17 protein-coding genes, 5 pseudogenes and 1 riboswitch are annotated in these 17,536 nt (G+C 32.4%); of the genes and pseudogenes, 1 reads left to right on the forward strand and 21 read right to left on the reverse strand.

The window, feature by feature from the left end; all coding sequences use genetic code 11:
* The 9 genes from ANHYDRO_RS09980 to ANHYDRO_RS04510 all read right to left on the reverse strand — a co-directional run.
* The coding region (locus ANHYDRO_RS09980; protein WP_004814019.1) for an LPXTG cell wall anchor domain-containing protein at positions 1 to 185 on the reverse strand (185 nt) is incomplete at its 3' end.
* A 38-nt stretch (positions 186 to 223) separates the two neighbouring features.
* On the reverse strand, positions 224 to 496 hold the full coding sequence (locus ANHYDRO_RS10545) for a hypothetical protein (protein WP_004814021.1): 273 nt from the start codon (positions 494 to 496) through the stop codon (positions 224 to 226).
* On the reverse strand, positions 493 to 5,505 hold the full coding sequence (locus ANHYDRO_RS04480; RefSeq protein ID WP_004814024.1) for a G5 domain-containing protein: 5,013 nt from the start codon (positions 5,503 to 5,505) through the stop codon (positions 493 to 495). Before ANHYDRO_RS04480 ends, ANHYDRO_RS10545 begins: the two co-directional genes overlap by 4 nt.
* A gap of 190 nt (positions 5,506 to 5,695) precedes the next feature.
* Entirely contained in the window at positions 5,696 to 6,652 is a 957-nt protein-coding gene (locus ANHYDRO_RS04485) for a diaminopimelate dehydrogenase (protein ID WP_004814026.1), read from the reverse strand.
* Position 6,653: 1 nt separating this feature from the next.
* A complete protein-coding gene (gene dapB, locus ANHYDRO_RS04490) occupies positions 6,654 to 7,412 on the reverse strand; it encodes a 4-hydroxy-tetrahydrodipicolinate reductase (RefSeq protein WP_004814028.1) in 759 nt (252 codons plus the stop codon).
* Complete coding sequence (gene dapA / locus ANHYDRO_RS04495) at positions 7,405 to 8,283, reverse strand: 4-hydroxy-tetrahydrodipicolinate synthase (protein ID WP_004814029.1); 879 nt, start codon at positions 8,281 to 8,283, stop codon at positions 7,405 to 7,407. Before dapA ends, dapB begins: the two co-directional genes overlap by 8 nt.
* Positions 8,284 to 9,264, reverse strand: a complete 981-nt coding sequence (locus ANHYDRO_RS04500) for an aspartate-semialdehyde dehydrogenase (protein ID WP_004814031.1) — start codon at positions 9,262 to 9,264, stop codon at positions 8,284 to 8,286.
* Positions 9,264 to 10,574, reverse strand: a complete 1,311-nt coding sequence (gene lysA, locus ANHYDRO_RS04505) for a diaminopimelate decarboxylase (RefSeq protein WP_004814033.1) — start codon at positions 10,572 to 10,574, stop codon at positions 9,264 to 9,266. The genes ANHYDRO_RS04500 and lysA overlap by 1 nt, the downstream gene beginning before the upstream one ends.
* Before the next feature lie 92 nt (positions 10,575 to 10,666).
* Positions 10,667 to 10,809, reverse strand: a riboswitch (Lysine riboswitch).
* An 88-nt stretch (positions 10,810 to 10,897) separates the two neighbouring features.
* The gene (locus ANHYDRO_RS04510) at positions 10,898 to 11,509 is read right to left on the reverse strand and encodes a DNA-3-methyladenine glycosylase (protein WP_004814036.1); all 612 of its coding nucleotides are present in this window, start codon (positions 11,507 to 11,509) and stop codon (positions 10,898 to 10,900) included.
* Between the two features lie 128 nt (positions 11,510 to 11,637).
* On the opposite strand from ANHYDRO_RS04510, the gene ANHYDRO_RS04515 reads away from it, so the two are divergent.
* The gene (locus ANHYDRO_RS04515; protein ID WP_004814037.1) at positions 11,638 to 12,999 is read left to right on the forward strand and encodes an aspartate kinase; all 1,362 of its coding nucleotides are present in this window, start codon (positions 11,638 to 11,640) and stop codon (positions 12,997 to 12,999) included.
* 256 nt (positions 13,000 to 13,255) lie between these two features.
* Here the strand turns inward: ANHYDRO_RS04515 and ANHYDRO_RS10550 are convergent, their stop codons facing one another.
* From ANHYDRO_RS10550 to ANHYDRO_RS04560, 12 genes and pseudogenes are all read right to left on the reverse strand, one after another.
* Positions 13,256 to 13,414, reverse strand: coding sequence for an HAD family hydrolase (locus ANHYDRO_RS10550; RefSeq protein ID WP_004814039.1), 159 nt, complete (start codon positions 13,412 to 13,414; stop codon positions 13,256 to 13,258).
* Positions 13,411 to 13,880, reverse strand: a pseudogene (locus ANHYDRO_RS11430) (HAD hydrolase-like protein). The gene ANHYDRO_RS10550 and the pseudogene ANHYDRO_RS11430 overlap by 4 nt, the downstream one beginning before the upstream one ends.
* 105 nt (positions 13,881 to 13,985) lie before the next feature.
* Positions 13,986 to 14,465 (reverse strand): annotated as a pseudogene (locus ANHYDRO_RS04525) (lysine--tRNA ligase); the annotation flags it as partial.
* Entirely contained in the window at positions 14,459 to 14,629 is a 171-nt protein-coding gene (locus tag ANHYDRO_RS09880) for a hypothetical protein (RefSeq protein WP_004814047.1), read from the reverse strand. The gene ANHYDRO_RS09880 and the pseudogene ANHYDRO_RS04525, both read right to left, overlap by 7 nt.
* A gap of 3 nt (positions 14,630 to 14,632) precedes the next feature.
* The gene (locus ANHYDRO_RS04535) at positions 14,633 to 14,851 is read right to left on the reverse strand and encodes a helix-turn-helix domain-containing protein (protein WP_004814049.1); all 219 of its coding nucleotides are present in this window, start codon (positions 14,849 to 14,851) and stop codon (positions 14,633 to 14,635) included.
* Between the two features lie 117 nt (positions 14,852 to 14,968).
* On the reverse strand, positions 14,969 to 15,121 hold the full coding sequence (locus ANHYDRO_RS09625) for a Maff2 family mobile element protein (RefSeq protein ID WP_081449343.1): 153 nt from the start codon (positions 15,119 to 15,121) through the stop codon (positions 14,969 to 14,971).
* A gap of 6 nt (positions 15,122 to 15,127) precedes the next feature.
* A pseudogene (locus tag ANHYDRO_RS04540) lies at positions 15,128 to 15,441 on the reverse strand (single-stranded DNA-binding protein).
* Between the two features lie 224 nt (positions 15,442 to 15,665).
* Complete coding sequence (locus ANHYDRO_RS04545) at positions 15,666 to 15,989, reverse strand: hypothetical protein (RefSeq protein ID WP_039914064.1); 324 nt, start codon at positions 15,987 to 15,989, stop codon at positions 15,666 to 15,668.
* Positions 15,990 to 16,069: 80 nt separating this feature from the next.
* Positions 16,070 to 16,282, reverse strand: a complete 213-nt coding sequence (locus ANHYDRO_RS11435) for a TIGR04076 family protein (protein WP_208853634.1) — start codon at positions 16,280 to 16,282, stop codon at positions 16,070 to 16,072.
* A 6-nt stretch (positions 16,283 to 16,288) separates the two neighbouring features.
* Complete coding sequence (locus ANHYDRO_RS10095) at positions 16,289 to 16,480, reverse strand: hypothetical protein (protein WP_004814053.1); 192 nt, start codon at positions 16,478 to 16,480, stop codon at positions 16,289 to 16,291.
* Between the two features lie 106 nt (positions 16,481 to 16,586).
* Positions 16,587 to 16,787: pseudogene (locus ANHYDRO_RS04555) on the reverse strand (hypothetical protein); the annotation flags it as partial.
* A gap of 221 nt (positions 16,788 to 17,008) precedes the next feature.
* Positions 17,009 to 17,440 (reverse strand): annotated as a pseudogene (locus tag ANHYDRO_RS04560) (lysine--tRNA ligase); the annotation flags it as partial.
* Positions 17,441 to 17,536 lie beyond the last annotated feature (96 nt).

The following is a 17,536-nucleotide window of genomic DNA, read 5'->3' on the forward strand; positions in this document are numbered from 1 at the left end:
AAAAATGTTAGACTAAAATCTAACATTTTTTTATTGTTCTTATTTATTTTTTCTTTTTTCTTTGAAAAGCCCAAAGCTGACAATGAAATTCCTAGACTTGATAAAACTGTTGATAAGCTTGCAACTCCAGTTTTTGGATTTTTATTAGTATTATCCTTATTTATTACTGTTTTTGTTTTCTCCAATTTTCTTGATGGATTAATTTGCTTATCTTTACTTTCATTTACATTTTTATCTTCAGGTTTTTTAGGATTTTCAGGTCTTTGTCCAGGTTTATTTGGTTTTTCAGGTGTTTCAGATGTTTCACCTGGTGTGTTTGGTTCATTTGGCTTACCTGGTTTTTCTGGTGTTTCACCTGGTGTGCCTGGTTTGTTTGGCTTTTCTTCGCCAGGGTTTGATGGATCTTGTGGATTCTCTTCGCCTGGTTTTCCTGGTTTATTTGGCTTACCTGGTTCGCCTGGCTTTTCAGGTGTTTCGCCTGGTGTGCCCGGTTCATTTGGTTTTCTTCGCCTGGTTTTCTGGATCTTTCGGATCTTCTTTACCTGGTTTCTGGATTTTCGGATTCTCTTCGCCTGGGGTTTCTGGATCTTTTGGATCTTTTTCGCCTGGTTTTTCTGGATCTTTCGGATCTTCTTTACCTGGTTTTTCTGGATCTTTTGGATCTTTTTCGTCTGGCTTTTCTGGATCTTTTGGATCTTTTTCGCCTGGTTTGTTTGGATCTTCTGGGTCCTTTTCTCCTGGGTTTGTTGGATCTTCTGGATCTTTTTCGCCTGGTTTTTCTGGATCTGGTTTTACTGGTGGGATTTCGCAGACATTTTTAGTTCCGATCTCTATAATCTTATCTTGTTTTTCTGTGATTGTCTTAGTATCCCTAGATACTTCCTTGCTGTTTTCTATCTTAACAGTAGTTTCAGTCTTACCTGGCTTACCTTCTTGGATAACATTAGTTTTTCCAGCTTCAAGGTTTGGATTTTCTCTAATGATAATATCGTAAGCTTTTTCACTTTCGTATTTGAATTCTCCATCAGTCTTAGAACCATATTCTACTACTTTATTCTTTGGTTCAACTCTTTCTTCTTTGACTTCAAGCTTACCTGTTTCCTTATTGAAGGTTGTAGTATATTTCACAGATCCATTAGAACCTTCTTCGATGACTTTTTCTTCACCGGCCTTAAGTTCTGGATTATGTCTATATTCAGTGTTATTACCAAGTTCAGTTTCTTTAACTACTGGTTTAACACCAATTCTAACTACCCTATCTTCTTTTTTAGTAATAGTTTTTGTAGTTTCTGTGGCTTCTCCAACTGGCTTAGAATCTTTTATCTTTTGAGTTATTGTAACTTCTTCCTTGCCTGCTTTTCCTTCTTTTTCGATTTTTTGGAATCCAGCTTCAAGGTTTTCGTCATAGATTATCTTAGTTTCGTAAGGAATTTCTCTTTCGATTGTCTTTTTAGTTTCACCTTCAGATGGTTTTCTACCAATTTTGATTAGTCTTTCTTGTGGCTCTTTAGTAGTCTTAAATTCGCCTTCTTTAGTTTCTACTACTTTTCCATCCTTGATTACAAGAGTATTTGTTCTTTCTTGTTCTCCTGGTGAACCTGGAGTTACAACTTTTTCTTCGCCTGGTTCTAGAGAATCGTCATACTCATATCTAGTTTCGAAAGGTAGTTCTTTCTTCTCTACAATCTTGTGAGTACCATCATTTGTACCTTCGCCAACTAAGATTACTGCATTTTTAGCTTTTTTAGTTACTGTTGGTTCAGAAGTATTTGTTACCTTAGAGTTTTCTATAGTTAGAGTTTTTTCTTGCTCTCCCTTTTCACCCTTTAGTTCATTTCCTTGATCATCAGTAGCATATTTCCATTCGCCCTTCTTAAGTGATGGGTCTTTTCTAACTTCTACTTCAAATGGAATTTCTTCCTTAACTTTTTCAGTTCCGTTAGTCTTGCCACCGATTTTAACAACTCTATTTTGACCGGCTTCTTCTGTTTCAGAAGTTACAACCTTCTTTTGGTCCTTGTCATAAGTTGTTGTGATAGTAACTTTGCCATTTTTACCTGGGGTCACTTCTTCAGTTTTTCCAGATTCGAGATTTTCGTCATAAACATATTCTGTGTTGAATGGTTTTTCTACAACTTTTGTTACTGGTTTTGTACCGATTTTTACAACTCGATCAGTGGATTCCTTAGTTGTCTTAAATTCGCCTTCTTTAGTTTCAGTTACTTGGCCATCTTTGATTACAAGTGTGTTTGTTCTTTCTTGTTCTCCTGGATTTCCTTCTTTGACAACTTCTTGTTGACCAGCTTCCATATTCTCATCGTATTCAATGATTGTCTTATAATCGATATTTTTCTTTTCAACGATTTCGTGAGTACCATCATTAGTTCCCTTTCCTACTTGGATAAGAGCGTCTTCTGCAGGAACAATTTCTTCAGTAGGCTCACCTACTACTTTTGAATTTTCTATTGTCCAAGTTGTAGTCTTTGTTCCAACCTTACCTGGTTTAGCAATTCTGTATTCGCCCTTCTTTAGGTCGTCTACATATTCAACCTTGTAGTCAAATGGAAGCTCTTCCTTGTGTTCTACCTTACCTTCAGTATTTCTACCTACCTTGATAATTCTCTTTTTAGGAGCTTTAGTTTCAGTAAATTCGCCTTCTTCAGTCTTTGTTACTTTACCATCTTGGATTGTAAGGTTAATATCTCTCTTCTTTTCTCCAGCTTCACCCTTTTGAACTTCTTCCATCTCACCTGGAGCTAGATTATCATCAAACTGGATTTCAGTTTCGAATGGTATTTCAACTTTTTCTTCAATCTTGTGAGTTCCGTCATTGACACCTTCGCCGACGTGGATTACACGATTTGTCGCTTCTTTTGTAACTTTTTCATCAGTCTTTGTAACTTTAGAATCTTCTATAGTATAAGTTACCTTCTTAGATCCTTTTTCACCTTCAGTTATAACTTTGATTTCACCTTTTTTAAGGTTTGGATCTTTTTCTACAATAGTTTCGAATGGAATTTCTTCAGTCTTTTCAATAGAACCATTTGTACCATAAGCTACAAATTGAACTTCTGTTTGTTTTGTTCCTGCTTCAACTGGGTCTCCATTTTCATCTTCTTCATAGTAGTGAGCTATTACAGGTACGTTTAAAAGAGCTCCGTCGATTGATTGACCATCCTTGGCATTTGGAACTGTAGCTGTAACCTTACCTGTCTTTTCATCAATTGATACATTCCAAACATTTCCCTTATCGTCTGTATAAGTGTCTGATTCTAGGGTAAACTTGCCTGGTCTTCTGTTGTACCTATCTTCTTCATTTAGGATTACATCAGAAGAAAGGACATCTCCTTCTTTACCTGCTTTGGCATTGTATCGTGGGGTCATATTTGCTTTTTCTTCTATTACGAAATAAGCATTGACATTTTCAGTAATATCCTCATTTGGTTTTTGAGGATCTTTATAGTGGGCTATGACTGGTACTGTTAGTTTTTCTCCACCATCAAAGTCATCTGGGTTTACTGGCTTAGCAGTTACCTGACCTGTAGTTTCATCAACTGTTACAGTCCATTTGTTTCCCTTATCATCTGTAGCTAATTTGTTGCCTGCATCATCAGTTTCTAATGTATCTGGAAGAGTATAATGATCTGGTTTTATTTTCTTAGGATCATCTGGCACTGTTGCAGGGGATGTTTGTTTATTTATTGGGTAGTTTACTTTAGTTTCATACTCTGGCTTGATGTATGTTGACTCTTGGACAACAAAGTGGAACCAGTGGACATCTTTTGATCCATTAGTATAAGTGTACTCTACAGGTATTGCTATAAAGTCTCCTGCCTTAGCAGACTTTGGAGGGGTAATAGTGAAGTTTGAAATATCTCCCTTTGTTAAATCAACCTTCCATTGGTCTTCTTCTGCCTTGCCTTCATTTTCCTTGTTGATAAAGTCCATGATAAGCTTACCAGAAGCCTCTCCCCTGCTTTCAGCTGCGTTCATCTCTTCAGCAGACTTATCAGTTTCACTTGGATTTTCTGGTTTTACTATTCCAACCTTAAAAGGTTCACCTGGTTTTACGGCTGATGATGTAACTTTAGAAGTATCATCACCATTGCCATCTTCAAATTTTTGGTCGTAGTATCTTGTATCATCAAGATTTAACTTAAAATCACCTATTAGGTTGTAGTGGTCGTAACGGTCTATGCCTTGTTTGTCGATTATTACATTAGATCCCTTGTGGTTGATGTCGGCAGTACCTGCACCTGTTTCTACATAAGTTCCTGTAGCACCAAAATCATCTGGTGTCCCCGCAATATTTCTAAATTCTTCAGCTGTTCTTGGACGGGCGAAGAATTTAACATCTAAGTTTTGAAGAGCTTTATAATCGGGAGTATTAAAGATTGAATCTTCATTGATAACTGTCTTGCCATTTTCATCTTTTTTAAGAGCTCCTTCTGGCAATTTGATATGGATATTGCCATCATCTGCTATATAAGCACTTGCTCCTGGGACGATTTCTCCAGTAATTGGATTATAAACTTGACCTACAAGTCTTTCTCTAGCACTTTCATCGACATTATCTACCTTAATACCAGTATCTATATCTTGACCTTGGACAAAGTACTTGGCATTAGGGTCGTAGTTGTTTTTATTAAGTTTTAATTCTTCAAGCCTGTCGTTTTCATTTGGCCATGGATTTACCTTATAACCTAAAAGGAAGCTCTTTCCAAAAAACTTGTTTCCAGGGTTTTCTTGAGTGTAGTTATCCTTCATTCCAAAGGAAGTGGAGTCATTGTCCTTGTTATTGATGTGTTTTAGGGTATCTTCACTAGCTTCGTAGTTTAAGTTTTTTTGTCGTCCACCAGCTGTTACGCTTCCGCTTTCACCTGGCTTGTAGGTTACATCTGGAGATTCAGGAGTTAACTTTTCTCCTTCATTCATCATTGGTTTTTCGCCCAATGGTACTTGTACAAGACCGGAGTCTGTAACATAAACCCTAGTATAGGTTCTTTGACCAGTCTTCTTGTCTATGGTAACTTGGTAACCATATTCAGTCTTACTAGGAGAAGTTGCGGATGGGTTCTTAAGTTCAAATTTAAAACCGTCTTTTTCTACCTTCTCATCAGTAGCATAGTTTTCCTGGTTAGTATTTCCTGGCTTAAGGTCTGTTTCCTTATAACGTTCTTCCCCGCTATAGTCATTGATTTCTTTTTCATCCTTAGAATAGTTTGGATCATTTGTAGTTTGAACTGCTTTTTGAGATCCTGGTGTTTTCTCTTCAGATAATTCAAGATTTTGAATTTCATCTGTGTTAGAATTATTTACTACTTCTGTAACATTTTCTTTGTCTTCAATTTGATTTGAAGATTTATTTTCATTCTCTGTAGGTTGTTTTTCACTTATATAGCTTGTAGTATCTGGATTTATTTCATCAGCATGAGAAAGACTTGCGCCTCCAATTACAAATGAAACAGATAAGGCTAAAGCTATAATATCCTTTTTCTTGTTCATTTTTTTCCTTTCTTACTTTATTTTCAATTTAGTACAAACCTGATATCATTGTACCATGACAAACAATTATGTCATAGTTTTCTCTGTTTTTATTTATTAATATTTTTTTATTATCTTTTTTTAAAAAAACTAAGGCATTTAAAAAGTTTTATAAATTAAAAATTCCCTCCTTATACAAGGAGGGAAAATTTTATATGAATTTTTTTATTATTTCTTGTCTTGTTTCTTTTAATAGATATTTTGGAGCTATGTCTATTACTGTAAAGGCTCCTTTTTTATTTTCTTTTTTTAGCTTATAGGCTGCTCTAGCATAGGCTATGTTTACTGCTGCTGTAAAGTCTGGGTTATTTTCTAAGGCTAGAGACAATTCTATGGTTGATTGGTTTTGGTTTGGACTTTGTCCTACCCTAATTACTTTTCCCCCATGAGGCATTCCCTTATGATTTTTATTTAGTTCTTCTTGACTTATAAAATGAACTATGGTTTGGGACTTGTCAAAATAATTTGGTATTGATTTTATTTTTTCTTCTAGTTCTTTTTTGTCATAGCCTTCTTCTGCCACTGCAAAAACTTCTCTAATGTGGGCTACTTCTGGAGTAAATTTTGGATTTTCGCCATTTTTTATTTTTTTAATAAATTCTTCTTTTGGAATTGTGTATTGGCTTGCATCTTTTATTCCTTCAATATTTCTAACTGCTGCAGAGTGACCTTGGCTTATGCCCTTACCCCAGAATGTATAAGTTTTTCCTTCTTCTAATATGGCCTCTGAGTAGGTTCTAATTATTGAAAATAAACCTGGATCCCAGCCTGTGGATATTATTGCTATTTTTTCATTTTCTTCTGCAATTTTTCCCATTTTTTCTTCATATGATGGAATATTTTTGTGGGTATCAAAGCTATCTACTGTATTAAAATTTTTGATTAAGAGTGGAGCTTGGACTCTTATGTCCTTATCTGAGGATCCACAAAGAATCAAAACATCAATGTCATCTTTGAATTTTTCTATATTTTCTATTTTGTAAAAGCCGTCTTTTTTTATTTCTCTTCTTGAAAATATTCCAACAAGTTTCATATCTTCAGTTTTTTCTACTAATTTTTGGCAAGATTTTCCTAAATTTCCGTAACCAACTATTCCTATTCTTATCATCTTATTCTCCTATATTTAATACATCTTTTATATGGATTAGACCCTTTTTTTCTTTTATTATATATTTCGCAGCTTTCAAAGATCCTAGGGCAAATATTTTTTTGCTTTGGGCATGGTGGGAAAGTTTTATGACTTCATCTTGACCTGCAAAAATAATTTCATGGTCTCCGTTTATGGTCCCTGCTCTTAGGGCATGGATGCCAACCTCGTTTGGATCTTTATTTTCTGTAAAGCCACTTCTTCCATAAACTTTTTCTAATTTTTCTCCCCTTGCTTGGTTTACTGCATCAAAAATCATATTTGCTGTACCACTTGGGGCATCTTTTTTCTTATTGTGGTGGGCTTCTATTATTTCTATATCAAATCCTTCCAATAAGTTTGCCAAAATTTTTGATACATAAACCATAACATTTACACCCAAGGAGTAATTTCCCGTTTGAATTATTGGGATTTTTTCACTTGCTTTTTTTATATTTTCTAGGTCTTTTTCATCATAACCTGTTGATGCAAGGACTAGGGGAATTTTATTTTTTGTGGCATAGGTCAAAAGTGAATTTAGGCTATCTTTTGATGAGAAGTCAATAATTACATCTGATTTTTCTTGAATTTTTTCAAGATTATCATAAATTTTAAAATCATCATATGAAATTTCATCTTTAGAAAATCCAGAAGAGACTTCAAAGTCATCATTTTTTCTAATCAAGTCAATTAGAACCTGACCCATTGCTCCACTTGCACCTGATACTAAAACTTTAATCATTTATGTCCTCCATAGATTTTTTTATTAAATCTTCTGTTTCTTTGCTCGCCCTTGTTAAAGGAAGTCTTAGGATATTTTTGCAAAGTTTTAGGTAGGATGCTGCAAATTTTACCCCAATTGGGTTTACTTCATTAAATAAGGTCTTGGTGATATCAAAATATTTTATTTGAATATCTCTAGCCTTTTTAAAATCTCCATTTAAGCCATATTGGCAAAGCTCATGGACTTTTTTTGGATAGATATTTGCAAGTACAGAAATCACTCCATTTCCTCCCACACTCATTAGGGGTGTGATTAAATCATCATTTCCTGAATAAATTGCAAAGTCTTTTGGAAGCTCTTTCCTAAGACTAGTTGTATAGGATAAGTCTCCTGTTGCATCTTTTATTCCTATAATATTTTCAATTTGGGCAAGTTTTTTCATAGTTTCAATAGAAATATTTACATTTGTACGTCCTGGAACTGAGTAGAGGATTATTGGCTTGGTAGATTTTTTTGCAATATAGGAAAAATGTTCATATAAGCCTTCTTGGGTCGCCTTATTATAATATGGAGTTACTACAAGAAGACCATCTACCCCATCAATTTTTGAAATTTTTTCAGAAAATTCCCCACTGGCATAGGTATTATTTGACCCTGTTCCTACAATTAGGGGGATTTTTCCTTGGATTTTTTTAACGCTTATATCGACAATTTTTAATTTTTCTTCTTCTGTTAGGCAAGCTGCTTCTGCTGTTGTGCCAAGGACAATTATTGCATCTGTATTATTTTTTAAATGAAAGTCTAGCAAATTTTCGTAAGACTCATAATCTATGCTTTTATCATCATTAAATGGGGTAATTATGGCAACCCCACTACCTTCAAATAACATTTATACCTCCAATAAAATTTCTGCATTTTCTACTGCATTTGTAGCTGCTCCTTTTCTTATATTATCAGCCACACACCATAAATTTATTCCATAATCAAGAGAATAATCTCTTCTGATTCTTCCTACATAAACTTCGTCATGGCCTGTAGCCTTTGTTGGTAGGGGATAAATTTCCTTTTCTATATCATCCATAAGAACTACACCCTCTTGATTTTTTATTAAATTTTTAATCTCATCTAGGTCAAAGTCCCTATCTAGTTCTATATTTATTGAAATAGCGTGAGAATTTTCTACAGGAACTCTGGCTGTAGTTGCTGTAATTTTTAAATTTTCATCTCCAAGAATTTTTCTTGTTTCATTTATCATTTTTAACTCTTCTTTTGTGTAGCCATTTTCTGTAAAATCATCTATTTGTGGGAGGACATTGTTGTAAATTTTGTACTTCCACTTTTTATTTGTTTTATTGTACAAATCTTCCAAGGCCTTTTCTCCACCACCAGATACTGCTTGGTAAGTATTGTAGACAATTCTTTTTATTGAAAAATTATCAAAAATTGGCTTAATTGCAAGAACTGATTGGATTGTTGAACAGTTTGGGTTTGCAATAAGCATGGTGTCTTTATCTATCTCATTTTTATTAATTTCTGGCACAACCAAGGGAGTATTTTCATCCATCCTAAAAAATGATGAATTATCAACACATTTTACCTTATTTTCTATTGCTATTGGTATGTATTTTTCTGATACTGATCCTCCAGCAGAAAATAATGCTATATCAATGTCACCATCTGAGAATGAATTTTCATCCAATTTTTCTACTGTGATTTTTTCATTTTTAAAGTCTAGTTTTTTCCCTGCACTTTTTTCGCTTGCAAAGGCCCTTAAATTTTTGATTGGGAAATTTCTCTCTTCTAAAATTTCAAGAATCTTTCTTCCTACAAGTCCTGTTGCTCCAACTACTGCTACATTTAAATTTTCCATTACTTATCTCCTTTTTTATATTTCAAATCTCTTTTTATCAAATCTTCTAAACTTTGTCTTTTTACTGCACAATAATCTTTTCCATCTTCCACAAAAACAACTGCTGGTTTGAGGAGTTTATTATAGTTTGAACTCATGGAATAGGTATAGGCACCTGCAAATGGAACTAATAGTAAATCATCCCTTTCTACTTTTGGAATTTTTACTTTTTCTATCAAAATATCTCCCGATTCGCAAAGTTTTCCACCAACCCTATAGGTTTGATTTTTTTCATTATCTAGTTTGTTGGCAAGGATGGCAGAATATTTTGCCCCATAAAGGCTTGGTCTAATATTATCTGACATTCCTCCATCAACAAAAATTAAGGGATAGCCTTCCATTGTAATTTTTGATGAACCAAGCCTATAAAGAATTGAGCCTGCTTTTGAAATCAAAGACCTTCCTGGTTCTATGGAAAGATTTTTAATAGAAAGTTTATTTTTATCAAACAAGTCTTCCATAAAAACAATCAAACCTTTAAGAAATTTTTCCAAATCAAGGTCCTCATCTTCCAGATTTTCCCTAGTTCCAAATCCTCCTCCCAAGTTTAAGTGGGAAAAACATTTCTTAAATTTATCTTGGATATTTTTTGTAAATTCAGCCATAATTTTTGCTTCTTCTTTGAAAAATTCCAAATTTTTAACCTGACTTCCAATGTGGGCATGAAAGCCTAGAAGATTGATATTTGGGTTTTCTATTATCTTTTCTATAATTTTTTCTGTATTTTCATCTCTAATATTTAGTCCAAATTTTGAATCTGCATTTGAGGTTTGGATAAATTTGTGGGTGTCTGTTTTTACATCTGGGTTTATCCTTAGTAGGCAGGATGCTTTTTTCTTTTTATCTTTTAAAATTTCATCTAATAAATAATATTCATCTTCTGAATCTATAATTATTAGGCTAATATCATTGTCTATTGCATATATCAATTCTTCTTTTGTCTTATTATTTCCATGAAAATGAATATTTTCTCCTTTGATGCCAGCCTTTAAGGCTACAAAGATTTCTTCTTTGGATACGCAATCAAAAACAAGATTATATTCATTTAAAAGTCCTAAAACATAAAGATTTGAAAAGGCCTTGGTCGCATAAATTATTTCTGTCTCAAATTTTTCAGATTTAAAATTTTCTACAAAAGATGATGCCGTATCTTTTATGAGTTTTTGATCGTATATGTAAAGGGGTGTTTTATATTTTTGGGCAAGTTTTTCTACATTAACTCCCCCAATTTCTAATAAGCCCTTATTATTTTTAAAGTTGTTTTCTAACATAAATCCTCCATTAGCTTTATGTAATTAAATTTTTAAAGCAATTATTTTTAAAAAAAAATCGTGAGCAAAAGGCCCACGATTCCTTTCGCCGCAACATAGTAAGTCCTCCAATAAGATTTGGCATATTCTTATTGACAGTTGTATCCATATTTTGAATACAACCAACGCCATGGGCATTTCGGCGGTTATGCCTTTCAATCTTTACTAATCATAACCGCAACCTCTTGACTATATTGTTAAGTTGTTATGTAATAATTTATCATTAATATTCACATTCGTCAAATAAATCATGAATTTTATTTAAAAAAATTCATAATTATATTTTAATCTTGCATATTTAGGGAAATGTAAGGATTATTTTTTATAAAAAATCTATAGGGTAAGTCCCTAGCTTCTTTCGAATAATCAACTCCTATCCTCCTATCGACAGAAATTTCAAATGAAGAATCTGCATCTTCTATGTATAAATTTTTTCCAAAAATATCTTTTCCATTAAGGCTCTTATCAATTAAAAGAGCCTTGGTAAGTTTAGCAGGACCATTTGTCAAATTCTTTTTTTGATAGGATGATAGATCCTCGTAGTCTTTCTTAAACCTATTTTGGCTAAAAATATTTAAATCTGATAAAGGTTCGACAGCCCTAATCAAAACTCCCTCAGGAATATTTTTCCCAACACTTGAAATGTTTAATAAAAAATGAATTCCATAGGTTTGGTAAACATACAAAGTCCCACAATCCATATATAAAATTTTATTTCTTTCAGTTTTATTGTTATTAAAAGTGTGGCAGGCCCTGTCATTTATTCCAAGATAAGCCTCAGTTTCAACAATTTTCGCCCTCATCACTTTATCATTAACCTTTCTAACCATTGTTTTTCCTAATAAATCTTTGGCAAGAGATAGGGTATCTTTTTTAAAAAAATCTTTTTCTAACATACTTCCTCCTATATCAATTTTATCCTAAAATTGAAAAATAATCAGAATTATTTTTGAAATTATGTTATATTAGAAATATCATGTATAATAATTTTAAAAATTTAATAAATAATTAGAAAGGAATAAGTATGAAAAAATGTGCAAAATTCGGGGGCTCATCAGTGGCCAATGCTGAACAAATTAAAAAAGTATGTAAGATAGTTTTATCTGATGAAAATATTAGGGCAGTAACTGTTTCAGCTCCAGGAAAAAGATTTGATGGGGATATAAAAGTTACAGATTTGTTGATAGACTTATATGAAAAATTTAGAAATAAGGATTCTAAATACAAAGAAAGCTTAGAATTAGTTATAAAAAGATACCAAGAAATTGTAAATGATTTAAAACTTGATGAAGAAATTTTACAAGATTATAGGGATATTTTAAATTCTTATTTGGAAAACATAGAGGATTCTTTTTATCTACAAAATGCAATCAAAGCTTGTGGTGAAGATTTTAATGCAAGATTAATTGCAAAATACATAAAATCTTTGGGAGTAAATTGTTCTTATCTTTCTCCTAAAGATGCTGGGATATTAGTTGAACACACCCTAAGTGAGCCTGTAATTTTAGAAAAAACTTATGAAAATTTAAATAAATTTAAGGATAGGGATGAGCTTTTTATTATACCAGGATTTTTTGCCTATACTCCTCAGGGAAAAATTATAACTTTCCAAAGGGGTGGATCGGATATTACAGGTTCTATAATTGCAAGGGGCCTTGAATGTGATATTTATGAAAATTATACAGATATGTCCTATATTTATACTACCCACCCAAAATTAATAGAAAATCCAAAAGAGATTACAAATATTACCTATAAGGAAATGAGAGAGCTATCCTATAATGGTTTTGAGATTTTCCAAGAAGATGCAGTTGCTCCCTTACTTTCTCACAATATAAAAATCCATGTTAAAAATACAAACGATCCTAACAATGGTGGGACAATTATTGAGACAAAAAGAGAAGACGTCGACCAAAATCCAATTATTGGAATTTCAAATGTTGGTGACTTTATTGCCTTTAATATTACTGAATATTTGATGAATAAAAAGATTGGATATATTAATAAACTTTTGGATATTTTCGAATACCAACATATACCAGTTGAGCATATTCCAACAGGAATAGACTCTCTTGCAATTTTGGTTAGGAAAAAATATATAAGCTCTGAATTTCAAATGCAAAATATAATAAATACAATAAAGGCAAACTTTTCCTTTGATGAATTTGAAATTATAGATGACATTTCTGCAATTGCTATAGTTGGAGAAGGCCTAAGCCAAAGGGTAGGAAATGCCCTTTATAAAATTTCAAAAGTTTTGTATGAGGAAGATATAAAGCTTGAGTCTATAATTCAAGGAGCAAACAAAAATTCTGTCTTTGTCTTTATAAACAAAAAATATGAAAAAATTGCCATAGAAAAATTATACAAGGAATTTTTCCAATAAAAAAATCTTGTAAAAACAAGATTTCAGACTGTTGACAAACTAAAATTTTTCTCATTTCGACCAGATAAACAACCGTCGTTTTCGTTTGTTTATCCCGATTTTCGTTTGCAACGAGCGGAGAAATCTCAAGAGATCTCTCCATGCGTTCGTTTCACTCACTTAGTCGAGATGGGTTTTAGCGTAATTTTATGTTTAAATCATCAATTGATTATTAAACTGACTTTGTCTACGCTCAAAATCTTATAAAAACAAGATTTTAAATATTTTTAATTATAGTTTCTATATCAGATGGAGAATCTGCAATAAAGCTTGCCTTTTTGTATTCTTCATCTTTTCCATATCCATAAGATGCAGCAATAGTTTTTAGTCCAAGATCAAAACCAGCATCTATATCATAAGACCTATCACCTATCATAAGGGATTGGTCTTTTTTAACTTATTTCCTATTATTACATTTTCTAAAACTTTTTTCTTAGTATTTAAAATGTCTGTAGATCCTTCTACATAGGAAAAATATTGTAAAATTCCATAAGATTCTAAAACTTCAAGACTTGAATTTCTGCCCTTACTTGTGGCAAGATAAATTTTATAGCCCCTATCATATAAATTTTTGATCACATCTTTCATACCATCATAAATAGATGCCTCGTATTTTCCTTTTTTAAATAATATGACCTATAAAATTCTACCCCATCATCTGCCAAGTCTTCCCCTAATTCCTTTACAAAAGAATCTCTCAAAGGAGGACCAATATATTTAAATAATTGATCCCTATCATAGGCTTTACCCATCTTGTCCAAGGCATATTCAAAAGCATTCAAAATTCCATCAGCTGACTTTGAAATAGTACCATCAAGGTCAAAAATAATATTTTTTATCATAAATAATCCTTTCTATCCAGTATTTATTTTACGATATTTTTTAATTTATAAAAGCACTAAAAATTTTTACAAAAAAGAAGTAGGAATCCTACTTCTTAAAGTTTATTAATATATTTTTGCTCCAGCTGGAATATTATTTTTCAAAATTATTAGGTTTAGTTTTTCTTCCCCATCTTTTTCATGGATTGCAGATAAAATCATTCCACATGAATCTATTCCCATCATTTTTCTTGGAGGAAGATTTGTGATTGCTAGAAGTGTTTTTCCAACCAATTCTTCGGGACTATAATAAGCCTTTATACCTGATAAAATAGTTCTATTTTCTTCACTTCCATCATCAAGAGTAAATTCTAACAATTTTTTAGATTTTGGAACTTCTTTACAATCTAAAACTTTTACAGCCCTAAAATCTGATTTTGAAAATGTTTCAAAATCTACTTGGTCTTCAAATAAATCTTCTACAACAACATTTGTAAAATCTATTTCTTCTGCTGCTTCTTCAATTGAATGTTGATTTTTTTCAAGTGCTTTTTTCTCTTCACCAATTGGCTTCATTGTAGGCATTATTGCTACATCATTCATATTTTTAGGCAAATACCAACATCTGGCTTATCTGAATATCCCTTAAAGCCTAATTGATTAAAAGTGGTTATTTGTCCAGTACCTTGATTGATGTTTTCTTCAATTTCATCAAAGCCTAATATTTCTTTTGCATAATCCCTAACTTGAACTTCTGTTCTTAAAGTCATTTTCTATTCCTCGTTACTAAAATTATCTTCAAAACTAATAATATCATTAGGAGTGCAAGATAGAGCCTTACATATTCTTTCTAAATTTTTAAATGTAATTGGTTTATCCTTGCCCATTTGTGCCATAACATTTGTTGTAAGTCCTGCCATAGCTATTACATCTGTTTTCTTTAGTCCTTTTTTTGCTAATTGTATCCATAATGGTTTATAGTTAAGTGCCATAATATCCCTCTTTTTCTATTCATTAGATTTATCTAATTATAGGATAAATATTGATTTCATCCAATCTTACATTGATTTAGTCTTTTGTTTTAGAGAATTTGTTGTGTTATTCCGTCCTTATTTTGCCATAAGCTGCTTAATACCTTGAGATTTAGCACCAGGGTTATCATTACCATAACCTTCCATCAAGTTAATAACTCCCCATGCTCTTAAAACTGCACCAATTGCAGTTACAAGTGTCTTTAAAACTCCAACTCCAGCTGTAAAAATTCCATATTATTCCTCCTCGTTTTCTTTCTTTTTTCTATTTTGTTTAGTGATTTAACTATAAAATTCTTGTAGACCTTATATCTCCTTTTTTGTTTTCTTTGAAATATCCAAAGACATGTATTAGATCTCCTTTTTCAAATTCTTTTACAATTTCTACCTTTTCTCCATATACTGAGCTATTTGTATATTCTTTGCCCTTTCCATATTTTTTTACAAGAGCAAAATTTGCTACTTGAACATTTTTCTTCATCTTTTTCAAATTCTGAAAATTCAGCTTCCTTAACTAAATTTGCATTAATATTTATCATTTCTCTATCCATTAATTTCTTCTCCTTAATCTAAAAATTTCAATTAAAAAAGCAACTGAACTTTGAATTCAATCGCTAAATGTCTTATATATTAAATTGTTTTAAGTGTGACTTCTTATCCTTACCATCTTAACCTCCTAATTTTTAGTATAAAAAAAGACGATAGAGTTTAATTATCTATCATCTCTTGCATTTCTATTTAATTATTTGACTCGACAAACTGGAATTTGACTTGCCTATCTTCTTAAAATCTCATGTGGAGCTTCTATTTCATTTGCCAAAGTATGCTCTGTTAATTCTGACATCAATTTCAATTTTTTATTAATCAATGGTCGCATACAATTAGGAACATGTTCCTGATGCGCTCTGTGGATTGCTACACATTCCTTACAGTTTCCGTGATAACGACAGGCTTTCAGGCAAGGACAGTGATCTTTGTCTTTATACTCCTTACGAAATTCCGCTGCAAATTCTTCTTGCAGTCTCAGTCCCTCGACACGGTTTCCCTTATGAAATTCTACCATTGCATCCAGTTCTTTCTGGTTCCCTTCAATCTTCATGTTATTATAGCGCCTCCATTTCAACTATTCCTCATTTTCTGATAAATTCCGATTTACTCAATTCTCCAAACTTGAAGTCATCAGCCTATATAGGCATCATCCGCTGTATTCTTGAAATTCTGCTTTTCCAACCACAGCTTTTCTTCCTCATTCTCTGGAATGTCAATCCGCTCGATCTTGAAGATAACCGGGCCTGTTCCGTCATTACAGCAGGCGATCATCATTCTGTCGTCATTTGTCCACTTGCGAATAATGGAGCAACCCTGCAGTGCCGCATATACATATCGGCTGATGGCATCCTATGCCTCTCCGCAGAATTTTCCGTTCATTAGATGGTAAAAGTCATCCTGCTCTGGCGTTCTTTTCATAAGAAATGTATCTCCCGCCTTAAAGCAAGGACACGGACCTAATTTTGGATCAGCTAAATACTTTTCCTGTAATTCTGGAAACACCTTTGTCTCCAATACCGTTATTTTGCATTCGTAATTCATATAATTAGCTCCTTTACGTCCAAAATTTTCTGCCTGTTAAATTCTAATTTATCTAGTTCTATTATATTATATAGTTCCTCGCATGTATAGACTCTTACAGTAAATATTACAATCTTGTTATCACTGTATTACCATTTATCTTAGCTTTACCCTTTCGTGTAATATACTTTTCAATATCAAAAACATTTTTCTTATCACAATCTTCCAATAACTTATAATTCTTATGTTTTGTAATATCAAATTTATCAGATAAGAAAAGTCTCACTCCGCTTAGCTTATATATACACTTACCACCATCCATTAAAGTAGAAACTACGTTTAATAACGTAGTTTCAAACTTAATATAAAAGTTAAAAAAGCTATTAGCAAACTCCATACTAATCTTATTGGTAATAAAATTATTCTAATTATCCATCTCATACATACCCCTAAAAATTAAACTGGGATTCATAACAAATCCCAGTTTAGTAATTAGCGTGTTCTTTAATATAATTTTGATCCTGCTGGAATATTATTATCCAACATTATTTAAGTAAGTTTTTCTTCTCCGTCGTACTCGCAAATTGCAGATATAATCATACCTTCTGAGTCGACTCCCATCATCTTACGTGGAGGAAGATTACAAATCGCAAGTAGTGTCTTTCCAACTAAGCTCTCTGCGCTATAATATTCCTTAATACCAGATAAAATAACTCTTTCTTTTTCAGAACCATCATCTAATGTAAATTTCAATAGTTTTTTTGACTTTGGAACTTCTTCGCAGTTCTTAACTTTTACAACTCTAAAATCAGATTTTGAGAATGTATCAAAATCAACCATATCTTCAAATAATGGCTCTACTTTTACTTTTGAAAAGTCAATTTTTTCTGTCGTAAGTTTGTCATAAGTTTCGTAAGTTTCTTTTGATAAATCACTATTTTCTGTCTTTTCTAAGCCTATTGGCTTCATTGTTGGGAAAATCCCCTCTACCTTAGATAATTGTCTAAATCTCTATAAAAGTCTATTTTATGGTACTTCTCCATTTACGACAATTTGCTAACTCTCTATAAGTGCCTA

The organism is Anaerococcus hydrogenalis DSM 7454 (genome assembly GCF_000173355.1).
Lineage (GTDB): Bacteria > Bacillota > Clostridia > Tissierellales > Peptoniphilaceae > Anaerococcus > Anaerococcus hydrogenalis.